The sequence below is a fragment of the Planktothrix prolifica NIVA-CYA 540 genome, assembly GCF_963864145.1.
Lineage (GTDB): Bacteria > Cyanobacteriota > Cyanobacteriia > Cyanobacteriales > Microcoleaceae > Planktothrix > Planktothrix agardhii.
Genome location: NZ_CAWLTW010000001.1, coordinates 339,270 through 360,966, shown reverse-complemented (window position 1 = coordinate 360,966; position 21,697 = coordinate 339,270). Strand labels below are relative to the sequence as shown.

General features: G+C 39.7%; 24 protein-coding genes. 13 read left to right on the top strand and 11 right to left on the bottom strand.

Annotated elements, in window-relative coordinates:
- Positions 1-95: 95 nt before the first annotated feature.
- Positions 96-734: a tRNA (guanosine(46)-N7)-methyltransferase TrmB gene (gene trmB, locus AC559H_RS01625; RefSeq protein ID WP_026793661.1), complete on the bottom strand. Its 639-nt coding sequence runs from the start codon at positions 732-734 to the stop codon at positions 96-98.
- A 30-nt stretch (positions 735-764) separates the two neighbouring features.
- Positions 765-1,805, bottom strand: coding sequence for a polysaccharide pyruvyl transferase CsaB (gene csaB, locus AC559H_RS01620; RefSeq protein WP_026793662.1), 1,041 nt, complete (start codon positions 1,803-1,805; stop codon positions 765-767).
- A gap of 111 nt (positions 1,806-1,916) precedes the next feature.
- Between csaB and AC559H_RS01615 the strand changes: the two genes are divergently transcribed.
- Genes AC559H_RS01615 through AC559H_RS01600 form a run of 4 tightly spaced genes read left to right on the top strand, consistent with a single transcriptional unit; the run spans position 1,917 to position 4,424 of the window.
- Positions 1,917-2,222: a DUF2499 domain-containing protein gene (locus tag AC559H_RS01615; RefSeq protein ID WP_026787189.1), complete on the top strand. Its 306-nt coding sequence runs from the start codon at positions 1,917-1,919 to the stop codon at positions 2,220-2,222.
- Positions 2,223-2,276: 54 nt separating this feature from the next.
- A complete protein-coding gene (locus AC559H_RS01610; RefSeq protein ID WP_026787188.1) occupies positions 2,277-2,573 on the top strand; it encodes a DUF3593 domain-containing protein in 297 nt (98 codons plus the stop codon).
- A 5-nt stretch (positions 2,574-2,578) separates the two neighbouring features.
- Positions 2,579-3,793, top strand: coding sequence for a phosphate/phosphite/phosphonate ABC transporter substrate-binding protein (locus tag AC559H_RS01605; RefSeq protein WP_051319497.1), 1,215 nt, complete (start codon positions 2,579-2,581; stop codon positions 3,791-3,793).
- Between the two features lie 37 nt (positions 3,794-3,830).
- Entirely contained in the window at positions 3,831-4,424 is a 594-nt protein-coding gene (locus tag AC559H_RS01600; protein ID WP_233423000.1) for a hypothetical protein, read from the top strand.
- Positions 4,425-4,565: 141 nt separating this feature from the next.
- Here the strand turns inward: AC559H_RS01600 and AC559H_RS01595 are convergent, their stop codons facing one another.
- Together AC559H_RS01595 and AC559H_RS01590 are read right to left on the bottom strand one after the other, a co-directional pair.
- Positions 4,566-5,735 (bottom strand): FAD-dependent oxidoreductase, encoded by a 1,170-nt coding sequence (locus AC559H_RS01595; RefSeq protein WP_036831513.1) that lies wholly within the window; start codon positions 5,733-5,735, stop codon positions 4,566-4,568.
- Between the two features lie 106 nt (positions 5,736-5,841).
- Positions 5,842-7,494 carry an ABC transporter ATP-binding protein gene (locus tag AC559H_RS01590; protein WP_026787185.1) on the bottom strand — a complete coding sequence of 551 codons (1,653 nt, stop codon included), beginning with the start codon at positions 7,492-7,494 and terminating at the stop codon, positions 5,842-5,844.
- 107 nt (positions 7,495-7,601) lie between these two features.
- On the opposite strand from AC559H_RS01590, the gene psb32 reads away from it, so the two are divergent.
- From psb32 to AC559H_RS01575, 3 genes are all read left to right on the top strand, one after another.
- Entirely contained in the window at positions 7,602-8,324 is a 723-nt protein-coding gene (gene psb32, locus AC559H_RS01585) for a photosystem II repair protein Psb32 (protein ID WP_026787184.1), read from the top strand.
- Between the two features lie 97 nt (positions 8,325-8,421).
- Positions 8,422-9,480 carry a GTPase ObgE gene (gene obgE, locus AC559H_RS01580; RefSeq protein ID WP_026793665.1) on the top strand — a complete coding sequence of 353 codons (1,059 nt, stop codon included), beginning with the start codon at positions 8,422-8,424 and terminating at the stop codon, positions 9,478-9,480.
- Between the two features lie 91 nt (positions 9,481-9,571).
- Positions 9,572-9,886 (top strand): hypothetical protein, encoded by a 315-nt coding sequence (locus AC559H_RS01575; RefSeq protein ID WP_233422999.1) that lies wholly within the window; start codon positions 9,572-9,574, stop codon positions 9,884-9,886.
- A gap of 74 nt (positions 9,887-9,960) precedes the next feature.
- Here the strand turns inward: AC559H_RS01575 and AC559H_RS01570 are convergent, their stop codons facing one another.
- Positions 9,961-10,413 (bottom strand): DUF3531 family protein, encoded by a 453-nt coding sequence (locus tag AC559H_RS01570; protein WP_026787182.1) that lies wholly within the window; start codon positions 10,411-10,413, stop codon positions 9,961-9,963.
- Between the two features lie 9 nt (positions 10,414-10,422).
- Complete coding sequence (locus AC559H_RS01565; RefSeq protein ID WP_026793667.1) at positions 10,423-11,454, bottom strand: Sll0314/Alr1548 family TPR repeat-containing protein; 1,032 nt, start codon at positions 11,452-11,454, stop codon at positions 10,423-10,425.
- Between the two features lie 256 nt (positions 11,455-11,710).
- On the opposite strand from AC559H_RS01565, the gene AC559H_RS01560 reads away from it, so the two are divergent.
- The gene (locus tag AC559H_RS01560) at positions 11,711-12,394 is read left to right on the top strand and encodes an ABC transporter ATP-binding protein (RefSeq protein WP_026793668.1); all 684 of its coding nucleotides are present in this window, start codon (positions 11,711-11,713) and stop codon (positions 12,392-12,394) included.
- Between the two features lie 18 nt (positions 12,395-12,412).
- Complete coding sequence (gene rsmG / locus AC559H_RS01555) at positions 12,413-13,162, top strand: 16S rRNA (guanine(527)-N(7))-methyltransferase RsmG (RefSeq protein WP_026793669.1); 750 nt, start codon at positions 12,413-12,415, stop codon at positions 13,160-13,162.
- A gap of 72 nt (positions 13,163-13,234) precedes the next feature.
- On the opposite strand, the gene AC559H_RS01550 is transcribed toward rsmG, so the two are convergent.
- Both AC559H_RS01550 and thrC read right to left on the bottom strand, forming a co-directional pair.
- Positions 13,235-13,510, bottom strand: coding sequence for a MoaD/ThiS family protein (locus tag AC559H_RS01550; RefSeq protein WP_026793670.1), 276 nt, complete (start codon positions 13,508-13,510; stop codon positions 13,235-13,237).
- Between the two features lie 64 nt (positions 13,511-13,574).
- Complete coding sequence (gene thrC, locus AC559H_RS01545; protein ID WP_026793671.1) at positions 13,575-14,879, bottom strand: threonine synthase; 1,305 nt, start codon at positions 14,877-14,879, stop codon at positions 13,575-13,577.
- A 481-nt stretch (positions 14,880-15,360) separates the two neighbouring features.
- On the opposite strand from thrC, the gene murC reads away from it, so the two are divergent.
- From murC to AC559H_RS01525, 4 genes are all read left to right on the top strand, one after another.
- Positions 15,361-16,902, top strand: coding sequence for a UDP-N-acetylmuramate--L-alanine ligase (gene murC / locus AC559H_RS01540; protein ID WP_026793672.1), 1,542 nt, complete (start codon positions 15,361-15,363; stop codon positions 16,900-16,902).
- A 97-nt stretch (positions 16,903-16,999) separates the two neighbouring features.
- Positions 17,000-17,962 (top strand): UDP-N-acetylmuramate dehydrogenase, encoded by a 963-nt coding sequence (gene murB, locus AC559H_RS01535; protein WP_026793673.1) that lies wholly within the window; start codon positions 17,000-17,002, stop codon positions 17,960-17,962.
- A 135-nt stretch (positions 17,963-18,097) separates the two neighbouring features.
- Positions 18,098-18,454 carry a YbaB/EbfC family nucleoid-associated protein gene (locus AC559H_RS01530; RefSeq protein WP_026793674.1) on the top strand — a complete coding sequence of 119 codons (357 nt, stop codon included), beginning with the start codon at positions 18,098-18,100 and terminating at the stop codon, positions 18,452-18,454.
- 130 nt (positions 18,455-18,584) lie between these two features.
- Positions 18,585-19,064, top strand: a complete 480-nt coding sequence (locus tag AC559H_RS01525; RefSeq protein WP_026793675.1) for a low molecular weight protein-tyrosine-phosphatase — start codon at positions 18,585-18,587, stop codon at positions 19,062-19,064.
- A 101-nt stretch (positions 19,065-19,165) separates the two neighbouring features.
- On the opposite strand, the gene AC559H_RS01520 is transcribed toward AC559H_RS01525, so the two are convergent.
- Genes AC559H_RS01520 through AC559H_RS01510 form a run of 3 tightly spaced genes read right to left on the bottom strand, consistent with a single transcriptional unit; the run spans position 19,166 to position 21,342 of the window.
- Positions 19,166-19,381 (bottom strand): FeoA family protein, encoded by a 216-nt coding sequence (locus tag AC559H_RS01520; RefSeq protein ID WP_026793676.1) that lies wholly within the window; start codon positions 19,379-19,381, stop codon positions 19,166-19,168.
- A gap of 1 nt (position 19,382) precedes the next feature.
- A complete protein-coding gene (locus AC559H_RS01515; protein WP_026787171.1) occupies positions 19,383-20,846 on the bottom strand; it encodes a ferrous iron transporter B in 1,464 nt (487 codons plus the stop codon).
- Entirely contained in the window at positions 20,776-21,342 is a 567-nt protein-coding gene (locus AC559H_RS01510; RefSeq protein ID WP_233422998.1) for a FeoB small GTPase domain-containing protein, read from the bottom strand. Before AC559H_RS01510 ends, AC559H_RS01515 begins: the two co-directional genes overlap by 71 nt.
- Positions 21,343-21,697: the final 355 nt, after the last annotated feature.

Sequence of the window (21,697 nt, the reverse complement as noted above, 5' to 3'; positions counted from 1 at the left end):
GTTATAGATTAATAGAATTTAGGGTCTAAAATCGAGAATTGGAGGAGAAATATTCAGGCAAAAATTACAAGTCTGAATGTTTCTCCTCTGTTGTTTTAATCAGATGTCTTGATAAATAAAGCCCGATAAACGGGTTCATTTCGTTCTAAAGTTGATTGTTCTCGTTCTGTGGAAAGGGGAAGGGGATTTTCCGTTAACCAGTCATTTTGGGTACGATGAAAAGCGGGATGTTCAGAAAAGCGATCGCACATTTCTAATGCAACTTCTCGTATATCAGACTGGATAAAAATTTCTGTTTCTGCTGCTAAATAATCGGCTAAATTATTTACTAATTCCGGTTGAACAACTCGGCGTTTTTGATGACGTTTTTTAAACCAAGGGTCGGGAAATTGAATACTAACTCGTTTTAATAATCCTGTTGGTAAGGATGCTAAAATCGGTTGAATTGAAGTATTAGCATTACAAAATAAATAATGTAAATTAGTTAATCCCAGTTGATCTCGGATCATATTAGCTTCTTCAACTAAGCTTTCTCTAATTTCTAATCCCAAATAATTCCATCGAGGTTCTAATTGGGCAAATTCCCATAAAAATTGACCTCTAGCGCAGCCAATATCTAAATGAATGGGTTGGTTAGAATTGGTATAAATCTTTGACCAGTCAGGCGGAATTACCGGAATTAGATATTTTTGACTGAGGGGATTAACGTGCTGACGAACTCGGACGCGGGCCATAAATAATGATTGTAAAATGAACAATAGGATTTAATGAAATTGGGAGTATAATAGTTCTTTATGAACTTTTGCCCGATCCACAAAAAACTCGATTTTTCCCTGGGAAAAGGGTTGATTATTAGCATAACAATCAATCCAGATTTTACTAATTAAGTTAGGATCTTTTGGGATTTGAGCAATTTCCCATCCGGGTAATTCTAATTCTTCCATTAAACGGCTAACTTTGGGATCATAACTCAAGGCAAAACAGCGACATTGTTCCGTTGCTGCCATAATTAAACTATGAAATCGCATTCCAATCAAAAATTCAACGCCTCGAAATACACCTTTTAATTGTCGCGGATCTTCTAATATTAGAATTTGACTATTTTCGGGTAGGGCTTGATGTATAATTTGGGCGATCGCTAAATCTTGAATAGGCTGAAACGGAATTAATAAAATAAACGTTTGGGTAGCTTTTTGAAAAGATATTAATGCCTGAGTAATTAATAATAACCGTTCTGGCGTCAATTGGGGGTGAGGTCGCAAAGTCAGGGCAACTCGTGGCGCGGGTAAATCCCACAACCCGGCCACGGGTCGAGATTCCAAGGCCCAAACCGGATCAGGGGCCAGGGTAAAGGGAATATTCCACTTAGATAATAACCTCGCAGAACCCACATCACGCACGCTGACGGCACTACAGCCCGAAAAGGTTTTTTTTGCCAGCCATCGAGAAATAGAACGGTTCAAGGGGCCAATACCCTGGGCCCAGGCAATAGTTGTGAGTCCCATCCGTTGCGCTAATCCCATCAAAGCGCCATAATAAAAAGGACTGATGGCACTGGTCACATCTTGGATCAGACTCCCCCCGCCCCAAATCAAAGCATCGGCGCGACGCAGGGCACTGAGAACTTCCATCCCATTCATCCGGTCGCAGGCTTCCACCTGATAATGGTTTTGGGTTTGGCTGGGGTTTCCCGACAAGATAATTGGTTCAACCGTAGGCGGTAGCATTTGTAACAACGATGCTAACAAAGCCTCATCCCCGCCATTGCCCTTTCCATAATATCCACTACAAATTACCCGTTGCATGGCCTCCCGTTTCCCCAGTTCCCAATATTAATATCAGATTGTACGCTAATTAAATTAACATAAATATCAGACTCAAATATTAACTAACTTTCTGTTATCAATTGTCAAATTATGCACGCTTTATCTATTCCGACCTGGGTAATTCATATTTCGAGTGTGATTGAGTGGATTGTCGCGATTTGGTTCATCTGGATTTATGGAGAAGTGACTCAAAATCGAGCTTGGTGGGGTCTTTCCTTCGCCATGTTACCATCTTTAGTCAGCGCCATGTGTGCCTGTACCTGGCATTATTTTGATAATCCTGCCTCCTTAGAATGGTTAGTTACCTTACAAGCAACGATGACAGTTGTGGGAAATACGACCCTTTGTGTGGCGGCTTGGTGGATTTGGCGTAATGCAAATTCCGTTAAAAATTAAGGTATTTAGCTTGATTATACACAACATTTGATTCCGTCTAACCTTTAAAAAACAATGTTTTCAAAAGATACTTTATTTGCGATTTCTCTATTTCCCTATTTAGGGTTTTTGTGGTTTTTAACTCGTTCTGGACAAATGCCCCGTTTAGCTTTAATGGGATTCTATGGAACATTAGTATTTGTCGCGGTAACAATTCCGGCGGGAATTTATGCCAAAGTAGTTTATCAGGAATCTTTAGCTAATATTGATTGGTTACATGGCGGGGCAGAAGTCTTTTTAACCTTGGCTAATATTTTACTGGTTTTAGGATTTCGCCAAGCGATCATTGAAAAACAATCCTCGCCAGAATAAAAAAAATGAGTTCTCCTAAAACTAACCAGGCTTTTATTCTAACCATAAGTACCATCTTGAGTTTATCTTTATTTGGGATTATGGTTTATCTTTTTGTCAATCCTAAAACGGGTTTAATTCCATTAGTATTTTCAGAAAAACAACAACCAATAAACCGTTTAGAGACAAATTCCCTAACTATTGGAATTTTAGGAAAATCGGATGACTATACCCCATTAGTTGAGTATTTAAAACAACAGTTTGGTGATCAAATTACCATTACTATTGATAGCAAACTTAGGGAATCTTATCAAGAGGTAAAAAACAAACTGGCCACTAAAAAATGGGATATAGCTTTTACCCTTTCCCCGATGATTTCCGTAGCCGCTAAAGATAACGGATATATTTGGGTAGCGCGAATGTTTCCCCAGTCTCCTCCCTATTATCAATCGGCATTATTTGTTGAAAAAAATAGTTCAATTCAGTCTATTTCTGATTTCAAAAATACCACCGTTATTGCTTTAGGAGATTTTAACTCTGCTTCTAGTTTTTATATGCCTAGTTATGATTTATTTGGCAAATCTCTGCGGGTAACGATGGGACATAGGGGGGAAGTAATTCAAGAATTAGTTAAAACCGGGAAAGCGGATGTCGGTGCAGCATCCTATGAAGCGGTTAAAAATGATCCTAATTTTAGGGTAATTCAGAGGAGTAGAAATATTCCAGGGTCAGGGGTATATCTTTCTCCTAATTTGTCAAATAATGATCAAAAAGCGATTACCCAAGCGTTAGTTAATGCTCCTGTAAATATCCAGAAAAAAGCAAATTATGGTGTTGATGGAGAACCGGATTTTTCCTCCTTTATTCAAATTAGTCAGAGAGCAGAAGAAGTATTAAAATGTGCGGATTTCACTCGAAATCCGGTTAACTTTTTCTGTTCTCCAGTAACTTCTACTATTTCATCGTCTTTGACAACAAAATCTAATCAAATTATAGGAATTGTTAATGGTTTAACCATAGTAGAAAATCAAATAACTCGGTTAACATTACAATCAAAAGATCAAAAGATTTATTATGTTTTCCTGAATCCAAAAATTTTGAATCAGATTCCTAATGCTGGAAGTGGGTTAAATCTACAAAATAAAACTATTGTAATTAAAGGAGTTATTCCCGAACAACAATCTAATAAAATTGATAAAATTGTGATTACTGACTCCAATCAAATCAGTGTTTTAAATTAACAAATTATCGAGTCGGAGGTAAACTATTATTATTAAATTGTTTTTAATAGGTTTATTACCTATTGTTTTCACTTCTAAAAGTTTTTATCCATCCATAATCGGTTTTTCTTCGAGAGAAATTAAACAGATTATAGCTACGATTATTCCCGATTTTTCTATCCCTAAAATTACTCCTATACAACCTGAGAAAATAGACCTTGACCAATGCGATGAAATTCCATCAGGCTACGGAATTCCTGGGTTTAGGCCAGGTATTGATAAAAATCAAGTCTTTCAGATGTTTGGGACTCCCGCAAAAATAGAAACTGGGTATTGGCCGAATACCCAAGCTGTTTTTTATCATTTAATTCCTAACCGCGTTAGTCTAGGTTTTTTGTTTGATGAAAAATCGGGTAAATTGCGACAAACGGAAGCTGCATTTTCCCAAGAAGTTGAATTACAAACTATTTTAATTACTTTTAATAGTATGTCAGGTTGTCGCTTAAATTCCACCCTAGAAGCTGGCTTAAAAATGGTTTATAACCGCAAAGATAACGATTATTCTTTTGCAATTGATTCACTCAAAGGTGTTGTTGAGCGACAACAATCTGATCGCATTTATATCGGAATTTGGGAAACCGATTTACATTAGCTTGTTTCAATCAAAAAGTTCTTTAGTATCTGGTATAGCAAGAGGCAATAGGGAATAGGCAATCTCGCTATAGGTAAATACTTACTGTGAGCAGCTTTTAGCTTTCAAGAATGTCCTAATAGATGCGGCAACTGCTATATGCTAAATTTTTAAAAGACTGGAGATTATCCCCTTAAATTGTTTTATGAATTTTTGATCAATATAATCTTTCCATCGCCAAAATAAAGAATTAGGCCCAATATTAAACCATCCTTTTGATGCGATCGCTTTTTGATCTCCTGTCCCAATTAAAGTTAAAAACTCCTTTTGAGGAATAAAAGATTTCAGAGGTTTTTCTTGCGAACTTCGTTTTAAATTTTCAAATAGTGGTTGACCTTGACGCACAGCAAAAACTCCCGCTTTGGGTCGAGGATAATTAACCATTGTGGCGATATCTCCAGCGGCAAAAACTTGGGGATGGGAAATAGATTGTAAGTAATTATTGACTAGAATAAATCCCCTTTCATCCGTTGAAATTCCTGTTTTTTGAACCCAAGGAGATGCTGATGCTTGTGTTACCAAAAAAATGCGATCGCATTCTAGGGTTAGTCCTGATGTACAACGAATAATTTTAACCTGATTCTGATCAATATTACTTACTGTTTGATTTAAGTGTACATTAATATTACGATTTGCGAGAATAGTTTTTACTTTCCGACTTAAATCGGGATGACGTTCAGATAATAGCCGATTACCGCTATGAATCAGATGTAATTCTAACTGATTTAAAGGTTGATTAAATTGTTGATAAATTTGGGTTAGATGGCTATGAATATTCAAGGCTAATTCAACGCCACCCGCACCGCCACCGACAATGGCTAATCTAATTTTTTCTTGCGGATTTTGCTTGATTTTCTGAATTAATTGATCCCAATATTGCAAAAATTGAGAAATAGGTTTAACAGGAATAGTATATTTTATCGCCCCAGGAATAGTTAAGGTTGTTGGAATACTACCAATATCAATTGATAAAATATCAAAGGGAATAGTAGAATTATTTTTACAAATTACTAGATTTTTTTCTAAATCTAAACCTATTGCTGAATCAATATAAAGTTTAGCTTGAGCAAATTGAGCTAAGGACTGTAAATTAATATGACATTGATTAAAACTATAAAACCCCGCAATATAACCGGGTAACATTCCTGAATATGGGGTTTGAATTACATCCGTAATTAATGTTAATTGAACATCTGATAAGGGATTAATTCCCAATTGTTTTAAGGCGATCGCATGGCTATGTCCTCCACCAATTAAAACCAGTTTTTTCATGACAATTTAGGTGATTAAGAAAGATATAATAGAACCCTGAAGGGTTCACTACGAGGTGATTAATAAAGATATAATAGAACCCTGAAGGGTTCACTACGAATGATGATTATATTGTTTTTGCTAGGGAAGGAATAGCGGATAATAGGGTTTGGGTATAGGGATGTTGGGGATTAGTAAATATTGATTCTGTTTCTCCTAATTCAACAATTTTACCGCCGTTCATAACCGCAATCCGATCGGATAAAAACCGAGCCACCCATAAATCATGGGTAATAAACAAATAGGTTAAATTAAACTCTTGTTTTAATTCTAACATTAAATCTAAAACTTGGGCTTGAATACTCGCATCTAACATACTTACGGGTTCATCACAAATTAATAATTGGGGACGGGTCATTAAAGCTCTAGCGATCGCTACTCGTTGTTGTTGTCCCCCCGATAATTCCCCCCCATATCGTTGATAATATTCGATTGCTGGTGTTAATCCCACCCTTTCTAACATCGCTAAAACTTGGTTTTTTGCCTCCTCTGGAGTTGCTAATTTATGAATAAAAAGCGGATCAGCAATACTTTCTCCCACCGTCATCATTGGATTTAAGCAAGCATTAGGATCTTGAAATACCATTTGCATTTGACGGCGATATTTTCGCACCTGTTCAGAGGATAATTTAGTTAAATCTGTTCCTAAAAATTCTACACTGCCATGGGTAGCCCGAATTAACTGTAAAATTGTTCGAGAGAGGGTACTTTTTCCACAACCCGATTCTCCCACTAAACCCAATATTTCCCCAGGATATAATTCTAAATTAATCCCATCCACCGCTTTAATTACGGATTTTTTTTGTTTAGAAAAAAGTTGTTGAATAAATCCAGCTTCTAGGGTATAATATTGTTGTAAATCCTTAATTGATAATAGGGGTTTAGTAGCAGATGTACTCGTTTCTAAGCCAGGATTAACTGCTTTATTTTCAATATCCTGTAAATGTAAAGCTGACTTTAATAAAGATTGAGTATAGGGATGTTGGGGATTTTTAAACACCGTTTCCGATGCTCCCATTTCCACCATTTTTCCCTGATACATTACCGCAATCCGATCGCAATATTCCCCCACCATAGCTAAATCATGGGAAATCAATAAAATAGCTGTTCCCCGTTGTTCACAAAGTCGGGTTAATTCCTGTAAAATTTGAGCGGAAACTGTGACATCTAAACTGGTGGTAGGTTCATCGGCTACAATTAATTTAGGGTCAAGTAATAAAGCTAAAGCGATCGCTACTCTTTGACGCATTCCCCCACTAAATTCATGGGGATATTGTGACCAGCGATTGGCGGGAATTTTTACCGATTCTAATACTTCTAATGCTTTATTTTTAGCTTGGGAATTAGATAATTGAGGACGATGAGCTTTGAGGGTTTCTAAACAATGATCGCCAATGGTCATCAACGGGTCAAGGCGAGTCATGGGGTCTTGAAAAACCAAAGCCACCGCCTCCCCCCGAAACTTTTGCAACCGTTTTTCATCCATCCCAAACACGGGTTGTCCTTCAAACCGCACCTGTCCTTCAATTTGGCTGGTCGTGGGTAACAACCGCATCACCGCCCGCCCAATGGTGGATTTTCCGCAACCGGACTCCCCTACAAGTCCCAGACGTTCTCCGGGTTGTAGGGAAAAGCAGACATCATCAACGGCCCAAATTTGAGCCTTGCGGGAGTGGGGATAGGCGACCCTCAGATGTTCAACATCAAACAAACTTGGCATAATAACAGGGGATAAAGTTCACTGTTGATTGTTAGCAGACAAAGGAAAACCATTGTCTTGTATAGTTAGTATAGGGAAACCCTGCACTCATAAGATCAATTCTGACAATGATACAACAACTTAAAACAATATTAAATCGAGGGAACTTATTAACAGGATTCATAATTTCCCTCCTGTTAACGGTGATTCTTGGATTTTCAGCAACTCCGGCTTTAGCCACGGGAGTTTATCAAGTTCCAACTGTATCTTCCGGTGAGCAAACTTGGGTTGTGGAACTCGATGGCGTTCTTAGCCGTAGTACGGAAGGACGTTTAAATAATAGCTTATCTGAGTTAGCAAAAACAACCGGATATGAAGTTAGATTTTTAACTATTCGCCGTTTAGATTATGGAGAAACCATTGAAACTTTTACCGAAAAAGTCTTTCAAAAATGGTTTCCGACTCCTGAAGTTGCGACGAATCAAACTTTGTTGGCTTTAGATTTACTAACGAATAATGCGGCGATCCAAACAGGAGAAAAAACCAAATCTTTATTAACCGATGAAATAGCTGAAAGTGTGGTGGAAAAAACCCTAAAATATCCCCTTCGTAAAGGAGATAAATATAATGAGGCGTTTATTGCAGCCAGCGATCGCATCTCTGCTGTTTTATCAGGAGAACCCGATCCTGGCCCGCCCCTAGAACAAGATAATATTAGTGTTGAAAGCACCTTTAAATCGGCTGAAGAAACTGACGATATGAGTGCTACAATTATAGTAGTGGTCTTGTTAATCGTGGCGACGGTGGTTCCGATGGCAACTTATTATTATTTCCAGGCAAATCGGAGCTAAAAATATTGATTTTTAGCAATCGTTCAGACCCCTATAACCCCTTGAAAAAAAGGGGTTTAGGAGGTTCCAAGATCCTACTCATTTCAAATTAAATAAAATGCAATTTATTGATCAGGTTGAAGTTGAAGTCGAAGCCGGAAAAGGAGGCGATGGAGTCGTTGCTTTTCGACGAGAAAAATATGTTCCTGCTGGGGGCCCAGCCGGAGGGAATGGCGGGAAAGGAGGTTCAGTTATATTAATTGCGGTTGACAACTTACAAACCCTCTTAGATTTTCGATATAACCATAAATTTAAGGCCGATGATGGTAAACGAGGAGGCCCGAAAAATATGACGGGGGCACAGGGAGAAGATTGTATAATTGAAGTGCCCTTGGGAACAGTGGTTTATGACGCTAATACCGATGAAATATTAGGAGATTTAATCGAAAAAAATCAACAATTTTGTGTCGCAGCCGGAGGTAAAGGAGGTTTAGGAAATAAGTTTTTTTTAAGTAACCGTAATCGCGCTCCTGAATATGCTTTACCCGGATTAGAAGGAGAAAATCGACGGTTAAGATTAGAATTAAAATTATTAGCAGAAGTCGGAATTATTGGTTTACCTAATGCCGGAAAATCCACCTTAATTTCCGCATTATCCGCCGCCCGTCCTAAAATTGCCGATTATCCGTTTACCACCTTAATTCCTAACTTGGGAGTAGTCAGAAAACCCACGGGAGATGGGACGGTTTTTGCTGATATTCCTGGGTTAATTGAAGGCGCCCATTTAGGGGCGGGGTTAGGTCATGAATTCCTCCGACATATTGAACGAACTAGGGTTTTATTACATTTAATTGATATTACCGATAGTGACCCTATTAACAATTATCATACCATTCAAGAGGAATTAAAAGCCTACGGGAGAGGATTAGGAGAACGCCCTCAAATTGTAGCTTTTAATAAAGTCGATGCAGTCGATACTGAAAGCCCAGAAATTCAAGCTCTCGCTGCTCAATTGCAAGAATTGAATCAAAGCCCTATTTTTATGATTTCTGCGGTGGCTGGAATGGATTTAGATGCTTTATTACAAGAGGTTTGGAAACAATTAGATCAACTGTATTTAATTGATAAACAGAAGTTAGAACTCGAAACATTGATGTCTAACCCCCTATCAAGTTGATAATAAAAAGATTAACTTTATGTAAAGTTTTATCCCAAAATCTCTAATTCTCGGCTAATCTGGAATGAAACTCATCTATAGAGGAAGAATCGTGAAGAAATCCATGGTCGGTGTTCTAATGGGTGGAATGGTCAGCCTGATTGCTGCTGTTTATCCAGCAATGGCTGAGAATTGGGTGTATATTGGAAAAGCATCGACTGGAGAAGAAATTTATGTTGATGCGGATAGTATTTCGTCAGCCCGAGAAGGAATCAGATTTACTTACAGCATCGGTAATGAAACCCTTCAGGCGGCAGCTAACTGCAATAATAATACTTGGTATGTCCTGCAATATGATACTACTTATTCTCCCCAAAGTCAGGCAACTCAAGATCTGTTAGGCTATGTTTGTCAAGCCGGAAGTTAAATTAAAATCAATAGTTTTATTCATCAGTGAACTTAGCCGACTGTTTAGACTTACCTTCCTTAAACCTAGTAGGATTAATTATAATCGCCTACACTGGATTGATAAATGTCTTTTTCAATCGGCCAATCTTCATTTTCACCACCAATAATAATTTTTTCAATGGTGACATATTCTTGACTAAGTTGACGAAAGGTGTTAATTAAAACATCAAGAGCAAAAGCATCACTGGTTCCTAAATCAAACCAACACCGCGCCCAAACTCCTTCATATTCTATTTCCCCCATATTGTGCATCAATGCCATCATACTATTATCCACGATGGCATCATCATAAGTCATATAATTTAGGTCAATTCCTGTGTCCTGAACCTGGAGATTTTCAGCATTAAATCCGCCCATTTTTCCTAATAAAAACCAAGAATCAAAAACTTCCTCAATATAATCCCGTTCACTGCGGGAGGGGACGGTTTGAAATTGTAGCCAAATCCAAATATCAAAAGGATTACATTCTCTAAACAAAACTTCCATAATTAAAAGCTATAAGGGTGGTAATTGATTCGCAGTTGGCCCCCAAAGACCATTAGCATTTTTAATTGTATCTCGCAATGGATCACAGGGACGGCTTTGATTATCAATGCGGTTCAAATTTTTGCATTGTTCATAAAAAATTTGAGCCACTAATCGTTTAGGAAGTCGATCAGATTGACCCAAAGATTGAGTAAAATATTTTTGGGCTTCTTTTAATTGGGTCGGGGTTGTGGTTTGATTTTCTGTTTTCAATTTTTTCCCCTGGTCGGCTAAGATTTGCGCCTTTAAATATAATACTTCTGGATGGTTAGGAGCTTCTGATAGAGCTTTATCAGTATAAGTTAAAGCTTGATCCGGCTGACCTAAATTTTTATAGCCCACAGCAATTCCTCGATAGACTAAATAACGAGGTTCCGCTTGTTTTTCTAATTGATTAATTGCTTTTTTTGAGTCAGAAAAGGGAAGATTTAAGGATAATAATAAATCCATATAACCTTGAATTAAATTGAGTTCGGGATCTTGAGGATCAATTTTTTGAGCGACATCTAAAAACTTTAACACCTCTTGTAATTTATTGAGTGCTTTAGGCGCACCTTTGAGTGTACCTTCTGTGACTAAAGTATGACCTCCCTGTAAAAATAAACCGACCGCCACATAGAGATTACCGCGTAAAGGGTCTTTTGTACTTAATAACTTGGCGGATTCTAGGGTTTTATCGCTATAGGTTTTTAAGGCTGTAAAATCCTGATCTTGGTAAGCTAAAGAAGCTAAAAGAGCATAAACTAAAGGTTCATTCGGTTCTTGAGATTGCGCTTGTTCTAAATATTCCTTAGCTTGTTTATAATTCCCCTGGGCAAACATGGATTTAAAAGCAGATTCCGTTTGATTTCCAATCGGACGAGGATCATTTTTACGGAAGGGATCAGCAGCAAAAACAAGATTTACCCCTAAACTAAATACAATTAAACCTGTATTAATTCCCAGGACAAATTTTTTCAAAATCGAAAATAGTTTGGGATTTTTAAAATAAGAATAAATCATTATTTTTAATCAATGAGTAAACAACTAAAGAGTGATTAAATTAAAAATAAACAAAAAGTTAACTGTTAATTAATCAACTGATGACTGATAAATATGTTATAATCCAAAGCAATTAGTGATTTGACCATTGCTTTTGCCTCGTTTTTGGGTTGGACTATCAATGATTGAAGTCTTTACCCCTGTTCCTTCCCCCCTAGCCCCCCGTGCACGGGGGGTTTGGGGGGGCTGTTCCGGTGTTCCCTGCTATATTTTTCTGATGCTTTATATCAAAAACTTAGTTTATCATCCCGCCGCTAGTGACCAATCGATTTTAACCCAAGTTAACTTAGAATTGGCGCCACAGCAAATGGGACTGATTATTGGGCCTAGTGGATCGGGGAAAAGCACACTACTAGAGATTCTATCGGGTTTGGCCACAAAAACCCAGGGAAATATTCGCTGGCGGGAGCAAGAATTGACCCCAGAACACCTACAACAACTGGTGGGTTTAGTGTTTCAATTTCCAGAACGACATTTTTGCGGGGGCACAATTTTAGAGGAGTTGCGCCTGGGTCATCCCGAAATCGACGCAGAACAGGTTGATAAAGCCTTAGAGGAAGTGGGATTGGGCCATTTATCTTTACAGGTCGCGCCCCATTCCCTCAGTGGCGGACAGCAAAGACGTCTGGCCTTAGCGGTACAATTAATTCGTCAACCCCATATTTTAATGTTAGATGAACCCACCGCCGGGTTAGACTGGTCAATGCGACAACAATTAATTAATTTATTAGGTAAATTAAAAAAACATTGGACGTTATTAGTTGTTACCCATGATGCCAGAGAATTATTTAGTTTGGCTGATCGTTGTTGGTCATTAAAACAGGGTCATTTAACCCCCCTAGATATTAATGCCATGGCAATCGAAGAAAAACAAAAAATTGCCGCTTTTCCTCCCGTTTAATTTTTAGTAAATTGAATTATGAATCAAATTTCCGCTCCCCAATTGCCTGATATGACCGCCGTTTGGCAAGAAACTTTAAATTGGCAACCCACTCTCGAACAACAGGTTTTATTTCAACAATTATTTGAGTTAATTATTCAATTTAATCAACAGCTTAACTTAACTCGCCTCACTGAACCCGAAGAATTTTGGGAAAAACATTTATGGGATTCCCTGCGAGGAATTTCCTTTTTATTATCAGAAAAAAATCCCCTATCCCCAGGGACAAAATTTATTGATATTGGGACAGGTGGAGGTTTTCCTGGCATCCCTTTGGCTGTAATTTTTCCTGAATCTTCCGTCACCCTTTTAGACTCAACTCGGAAAAAAATTACGGCATTAACCACTATTTTAGAAGAATTAAAGATCAATAATACTATTCCTTGGGTGGGTCGGGCGGAAGCTCTTGGTCAACATCCAAAACATCGAGAATCCTACGATTTTGCCCTATTAAGAGCCGTTGCCCCTCCCTCAGTCAGTGCGGAATATGCACTACCGTTATTAAAGGTGGGAGGGACTGCAATTCTCTATCGCGGTCATTGGACACCGGAAGAAGAACAGCAGTTAATCTCGGCGGTTAAACAATTAGGGGGAGTGCTAGAATCTGTGGATGGGTTTACCACTCCTTTAACCCAAAGTATTCGCCATTGTTTATATTTAAAAAAAGTCAGACCCACGGCCAAACAATATCCCCGCGCTATCGGTATTCCCGGTCAAAAACCCCTGTAGTAAGCCCTTCAGGGCTGAAAATAGGGGTTTTTCGGTAAATATAATATAGTAATATGAAATCCAATTACTGAATCAACCACCAGCAACCGCCGGAACAATACTAACTTCATCCCCAGATTCTAGTTTGGTTTTAGTTCCTTCTAGGAAACGAATATCTTCACTATTCACATAGAAGTTCAAGAATCTCCGGGGTTCGCCAGTATCATCACAGAGACTTTTTTTAATCCCTGGACAACTAACTTCTAAGGAATCAATTAATTCAGAAACGCTAGAACCTGCACACTCAATTGTTGCTTGATTATTAGTAAACTTTTGCAGGGGTGTGGGAATTAAAACTTTAACGGTCATAGGTTCAACAGGACAATAAATTAATAGTTTGGGTTGAGTAGAAACGTTTTAGACTATTTGAAACCTACACTAACACTTGTTGCCATTCCAGACGGTCTAAAGTGCGAGCGCGTTCAATTGCCCGTTCAAAACTTTCTAATTTCGGTTCAATGGTTAAGGGTTCACCGACATAACCTTGGATGGCTTCTTGAGTTTTTAAGCCATTTCCAGTAATATAAACAACGGTAGTTTCTTCAGGATCAATTTTACCCGCTTCTACCAATTTTTTCAAGACGGCAATAGTTGTTCCTCCGGCAGTTTCTGTAAAAATACCTTCGGTTTCAGCTAATAATTTCATTCCTTGAATCACTTCTTCATCATTGACAGATTCAATATTTCCGTTAGTTTTGTTCGCTAATTCAACTGCATAAATTCCATCGGCGGGGTTGCCAATAGCAATGGATTTAGCAATAGTATTAGGTTTAACCGGAGTAATAAAATCCCGTCCTTCTTTAAACGCCGTAGCAACAGGAGAACAACCTTCCGCCTGGGCTCCACTGAAACGCACGGGTTTGTCATCAACTAAACCGACTTCAACAAATTCTCGGAAACCTTTATGAATTTTAGTGAATAGGGAACCGGAAGCAATGGGAGCAACAATATGGTCGGGTAATTTCCAGCCCAGTTGTTCGATGACTTCATAGCCCAAGGTTTTTGAACCTTCGGAATAGTAGGGACGTAGGTTAATATTCACAAATCCCCAGCCGTGGGTATTAGCCACTTCTGAACAGAGGCGGTTGACTTGATCGTAATTACCTTTAACGGCCATTAAAATCGGGTTGTAGATTAAAGTCCCCAGGATTTTACCCGCTTCTAAATCTGCCGGGATGAACACACAACAGTCCAGACCCGCTCTGGCGGCAATGGCGGCCGTGGAGTTGGCTAAATTTCCGGTACTAGCACAGGAAACCGTCGAAAATCCTAATTCTCTAGCGCGACTCAAGGCAACGGACACCACCCGATCTTTGAAGCTCAGAGTGGGCATATTCACAGCATCGTTTTTAATATACAGATTTTTTAAACCCAGGCGACGGGCCAACCGTTCCGACTTAATCAGGGGAGTCATTCCCGTACCCACATCAATCACATTCTCAGTAGCGACAGGCAGGAACTTCCGATAACGCCAAATCGAGTTAGGGCCAGCTTCAATCGTAGCGCGAGTTACGGTTTGGCGGAGCAGGTCATAGTTGTACTGGACTTCTAATGGGCCAAAACAGACTTCACAAACGTGCTTGGCTTCGGGGGCGTATTCTTCCCCACACTCTTTACATTTTAATTTGTCAAAGGTAGCGCCTGTGAGTGCTAAGTTGTTGGTTGTTGCCTGAGTCATGACCTGTCCTCCACTGTGAATCTGATACTGCGATGTTGAAATTAAGGTATCACAACCTCAAAAATGTCGTCAACAATACCCGACCTTTTTTGTCGGGATTAAAACTAGATTCAACAGTGCTAGGTTTAGGGTTCACCGCTCCGTCTCCTGAATCCCTTGATCGATTCAGAGAAAATCCGGTGATTTACAAACTTAGGGGTATATGGTATTAGAAAAGCAGTCCTGAACACTTTTAGTAACGGGATAGAGGGTGTTGTAGTTCATCCAGTGCGGTTAGTGGCTAAGTAAGACCTGAGATATTTGTCTAGGGTTTTCAGAACTATACAACTACCGATCAGACTCAATTTGCCTAAAATCTAAAAATATTAGTGCAAAATGCCATCTGAAAAATGTTTGCTAGGGAGTATCGGTAAAAAACAATTCTTGATATGATATCGCGTGTTATTGGTGTGGTGTGGTGTGGTGTGATGAGGAGTAATTGATGCCAATTTCTGTAGATTTCAGTGGCAGGCCTTTTCACTTTATCGGGATCGGCGGGATTGGAATGTCAGCCCTAGCCTATATCCTAGCGAAGCGAAAGCTACCTATTTATGGCTCGGATATTCAACGTAGCCATATTACTCAACGCCTACAAGATTTAGGCGCCGAAATTTTTTGCCATCAACAGGCAAGCAATTTTGAGTATGTTAAACAACCCCAGGAGCGGGGGAATAAACAACCGATTGGGGTGGAACTGGAATTATCCGTCGCTCAAAACGGCGTAAAAACTGCCCTAGCTGGGGTAAAAGTCGAAAGTTTGAAGGGGAAAGGACAAAACTCCCCAAAATTACCTCAAGTTATTTGTTCGACCGCCATTAGTTCTGGAAATTTGGAATATCAAGCCGCCCAGGAGTTAGGTTGTCCGATTTTTCATCGTTCCGATTTACTAGCGGCCTTAATTCAAGAGTATCAAAGTATTGCTGTGGCTGGAACCCATGGCAAAACCACTACCAGTAGCATGATTGCCATGATCTTGCTGGTGGCAGGTCTTGATCCCACCATTTTAATTGGGGGAGAAGTTAATGCCTGGGAGGGAAATGCCCGCATGGGTCAGGGGCCCTATATGGTGGCGGAAGCCGACGAATCCGATGGTTCCCTGGTCAAAATTAAAGCCCAAATTGGTGTAATCACCAATATTGAGTTAGATCACCCCGATCACTATGAAAGCTTAGAACAGGTGATCAACACCTTCAAAGTCTTTGAGAACAACTGTCAAACCTTAGTAGGCTGTATTGATTGCGAAACTGTACGGGAGCAAATCCAACCCAGTATTACCTACAGTTTAAATCCTGACTCCGGTGCCGATTATATCGTTAAGGATGTTGAATATCGTGCCAATGGGATCTTAGCTCCAGTGTGGGAGCGAGGCAATTTCCTTGGTAAGTTAGAGTTAAAGTTGCTCGGGCAACATAATCTCAGTAATGCCTTAGCTGCGATCGCCGTAGGACGGCAGTTAGGCCTAGAGTTTTCCATCATAGCCAAGGCATTAGCAGATTTTGAAGGAGCAAAACGTCGTTTTGAGCATAGAGGGTGTTTTAATGACATCCTGTTTGTAGATGACTATGCCCATCATCCCAGTGAAATCCGCGCCACCCTCGCCGCTGCTCGCCTGCGGATGCAAGATAGTATCTTAAATACCCAACCCCACCTTCAACGTATTGTTGCTATTTTTCAACCCCATCGGTATAGTCGAACTCATGCCTTTCTTCAAGACTTCGCTCAGTGTTTTACCGATGCCGATGTGGTAATTCTGACCGAAATTTATAGTGCCGGAGAACCGAATAGCTGGGACATTGATGGCCAGAAAGTCGCAGACTTGATTGGTCATTACCACCTTCAAATATTGTATCAGCCCTCTATGAATGACGTTAAGGGCTGTTTGGCTCAACTCCTACAGCCCGGAGATTTAGCTATATTTCTCGGTGCCGGTAACCTCAATAAAATTATTCCCGAGGTGATGGCATTTTATCAAACCTCTCCCTGATACTAAGGGGACTGAGGCAGGGTGCTTCTCCCGATTGACAGACTGATCTATATGCAATCGGTGATTTATATCCAAGTTCTAAGGTATTCATTTTGATATGGTCATGACACTCTCTTATGACTCCCCCAGTCAAACCAACTACTCTCAGCCACGCTCCATAGCCCTACCTGAAACGGACTGTTTGATTCAATCTTTAGTTCCTTTAACCACCTTCACCTCCTTTCGGGTCGGAGGGCCAGCCGAGTGGTATGTCGCACCTAAAGGAGTAGAACAACTTCAAGAAGCCCTCTTATGGGCCGATACTCAAGGATTACCGATCACCCTCTTGGGGGCGGGATCAAATTTATTAATTAGTGACCAAGGGTTATCAGGATTAGTGATTGCAACTCGTCATCTACGTTATGTTGACTTTGATTCAGAAACAGGGTTACTGACCGCCGGGGCGGGAACTTCCCTTCCCCGTTTAGCCTGGAAAGCCGCTCGCCTGGGATGGCGGGGACTGGAATGGGCCGTAGGCATCCCCGGAACCATGGGGGGGGCAGTGGTCATGAATGCTGGTGCTCACCGATCCTGCACCGCAGAAATTTTAGTCCATACCCATGTTCTATCCAAGTCCGGGGAATTACAGATTTTAACCCCGGAAGATTTAGCCTATCGCTATCGCACCTCAATTTTGCAAGGGGGCGATCGCTTTGTGACTCAGGCGACTTTCCAGTTAGAACCAGGTCATGATCCCCAACAGGTTCTTGCGGATACAACTGCCCATTTTAATCAACGTCGCAATAGCCAACCCTATCATCTACCCAGTTGTGGCAGTGTATTCCGTAACCCGGGTCTGAAAACGGCGGGGTGGCTGATTGAACAGGCGGGTTTAAAAGGTTACAGCATCGGTCAAGCTCAGGTAGCTGAACGCCATGCTAATTTTATTCTTAATTGTGGCGGTGCAACGGCCGGTGATATTTTTTCGTTAATTCGTCATGTTCAAGAACAGGTTGAACGGCGCTGGTCGTTTTTATTGGAACCCGAAGTTAAAATTATGGGTGATTTCCCGGGGTTTTGATTCCCCACGGGGATCGGGGTAGGGACAATCTCTTACCCCAAAACGCAGTTAATCCGCCAAAAAATGCTACTATAGCTTACTTATATGGCGTCAACTTGACTATACAAAGCGTTTTCAGCGCTCGATAAACAAACTATGACACAAGAAAAAGAAAAACCAGGATTTGGTTTTGGTCTGGGCAAAATGAAGGAACTGGCTGAGGCTTTTAAAAAGGCGCAGCAAGTTCAAGAAGGAGCGAAAAAGCTCCAAGAAGACCTAGATCAGTTAGAAATTCTAGGGAAAGCTGGGGGCGGCTTAGTTAAGGTATACCTGAGTGGAAACCAAGAACCCCGTCGGGTGGAGATTTCACCGGATGTTTTAGGCGAGGGCGCTGAGGTGATCTCTGATCTGGTTTTGGTTGCCATGCGGGAAGCTTATGGTAACTCCACTGCAACCATGCGCGAACGGATGGAAGAACTGACCGGGGGTTTGAATTTACCCGGGTTAGGTTAGATAACCCATAAACCTCAAACAAGGCACTGCCAGCGTCCTCGCTGGCTGTGTTTTTTTGGTTAAACATAGAACAAATTATTGGTCAGATCCCTAATTTGGGGTCTTGAGTTTTTAGCTTAATTCTTCACTTATGCCTTATAAATTATTATTTGTGTGTCTCGGTAATATTTGCCGTTCTCCGGCCGCGGAAAATATTATGAATCATTTAATTGATCAGGCAAATTTGAATACTCAGATTGTTTGTGATTCTGCGGGAACATCGAGTTATCATATTGGCAGTTCCCCCGACCGACGCATGACTCAAACTGCTAACCAAAGGGGAATTAAAATGACGGGAAAAGGTCGTCAATTTCAGCGAGATGATTTTGAAAAATTTGATTTAATTTTAGCAATGGATCAAGAGAATTATGAAAATATTCTCCATCTTGATCCCTTGGGAAAATATCGCCATAAAGTTAAGTTGATGTGTGAGTTTTGTCGCCATCATACCCTCAAAGAAGTTCCCGATCCCTATTATGGAGGGACGGAAGGATTTAATCAAGTGATTGATTTATTATTAGATTCCTGTGAGGGCTTGTTAGAGTTTATTATTCAAGACCAAAAATTATAAACTCAAGCCTAGAAGGGAACAGGGAACAGGCCGCGTCGTGAGCTTGTCGAACGAGAACAGGGAACAGGGAACAGGGGGAATTGGGATTAAGCAGAATATCTCTACTCAATATAAATCTGTCCTGCTGTTTCTTGATCTAGGGTGGCACGAGTCCTGCCAATTTTAATAATATAGGAAGGAAATTTCTGCTCTAATTGAATCTCAATTCCAGGCATAATTCCCAGAGCCATTAATTTATTAATTAGGCTAGGATCAATAGTTTTTAAGCCAGAAACTATTCCTTTTTTCCCAGTTTTTACCGATGATAATGACATCATTTTAGAAACTAACTCCTAAACTATTTAAAGCTAAATTTGTACAGTAACCAACTAAGAAGGCAAAGGGAAAGATAAAAGAAGTCATTAATATTGTGATCAGCTTTCCTTGCTCTTTAAACATCATTTGTAATTGGGCAATACAAGGTAAAAATAAAGTCAAAACAATCGCCGCAATAAACAACTGATTGCCATTAAAAATCCCCTGTTGCTGCATATCAAATAGCCCCGCAGCCCCATAATCTCGTCGGAAAAACCCATATAAGAAAATAGGAGCCGCTTCCTTGGGAAGTCCTAAACTTAAACTAATTGGTTCTAAACCTCGAATGAGAATATCAAATAAACCCGTTAATTTTCCTAACCAAATAAACACCGATGCCCAAATAAACAGAGGTAAAATTTCATAAAAATACCATGTCATTCGCACCCAGGTTTTAATCAAAATATTCCTGAATTTAGGAAGTCTTAAAGGTGGAATTTCCATATAAAATCCCGCCGGTTTTCCGGGGATAATTTTTGAGGTTAGAAATCCCATTCCCAAGAAAATAAAGATTAAAAATACAGCCCAAACGATTAATGCTGTTGGTTTTTGCGATAATAACCCGACAATTACCCCCCATTGTGCCGCACAAGGAATCGCTAAAGAGAGTAAAAAAACCGCAATTAATCTTTCCCTACGGGTCTCTAAAGTTCGGGTTACCATCGTTGCCATCGTATCACAACCAAACCCTAAAACAATCGGAATTACAGACCTTCCCGATAATCCAATAGATTTGAATACCCGATCTAACATTAAGGACAATCTGGGTAAGTAACCACTATCTTCTAAGATAGAAAACATTAAAAAGAAGGTGGCAACAATGGGTAAAACAATAGCAGTTGCATAACGAATTCCCAAGGTAATAATCCCATAGTCATTGGCAATTAAATCCTGTAAAGGTTGCCAAGGAAAAATGAAAGCTGTCACCTGATTAACAACCGGATTAATCTGTTGTTCAAAGAAAGTTTCAATTAAATCAACTAAAGTTCCAGCCCCAAATTCTCCGACAAATTTATACACCCCATAATATAGAATAATCATTAATATGGGAAATCCGGTTAGGGGATTAACAGTGATTTGATGCAGTTTTTCTGTGAATAAAGTTTTTTCCTGATCTGGCTCAGTCAGCACCAACTTTTCCAGGTTTCTAGCCTGTTGATGACGAGTCTGGGCAATAGCCGCACAAAGGGATTCTTCTAATTGATTTTGGGTGGTTTTCAGAATAATTTCTACTTCTTGAGATCGGGTTTGATCCTGTTGAAGTAATTGCCAAAGATTGGGATCTTTTTGCAACAGGAGTAATGCTAAACTGCGACGAGAAATTGCATAATTATCCACCCAATTCGGGAGAGAATCTTCAGAGAATAGAGACTCGATTTTGGAAATGGCGTTCTCGATTGGTTGCGGATAAATTACTGGACTCAACATGGTTTATAATCCTTTCTTTTAACAGGCGTAATCCTTGGTTTAAAGCGGCTGCCATTGTGACAATGGGAATGCCTAATTTAGTTTCTAAATCTTCCGTTTGAATGGCTAACCCTAATTGTCTGGCTTCATCCATCATATTAATAGCTAGTAAAACGGGTAAACCTGTTTCTATGAGTTGAAATGTTAGAGGTAACATTCGACTTAAATTTTTAGCATCCACAACATGAATAACTAAATCAAACCATTCGCCCATTAATAAATCTCTGGAGACTTTTTCTTCTTCGGTAATCGGAATCAGAGAGTACATTCCTGGGGTATCAACAACCGCAATCGGAGTATTACCGATTTTCATTTCCCCCCTGGAGATTTCTACCGTTGTCCCAGGGTAGTTGGACACGGTAACATACGTCCCCGTTAACCCGTTAAAAACTACGCTTTTGCCAACATTCGGCATTCCCACCAGGGCAATTCTAGGGATTTTGTGGGGCTCAATCACGGTTTCCGGTTGCTTCTTGAGAAAATATCTCAAGAATTTGTCAAAAAAACGCGGAGAATGACTAGAACATTGGTTGGAACATTTGTGGCAGTCCATAGTTATTCAGAATTTGACCATGTATTTAAGCAATATAGCCGATTATAAAACCAATATCTATCAAAAAATCATCAAGAAATGTAAATATAGTTAGGAAAATCGTATAGATTTATTAAATTAGCTTGACTTTTTATTAATAATATGGTTTTAGAGATTCGAGTTTGGGGTGAAATTAGTCAGAATTAGTCAAAGCCACTTATCGCTATAAACTGTCAAGAAATTCAATACCTGATCCTTTAGGAAGGAATTCCCTTTACTT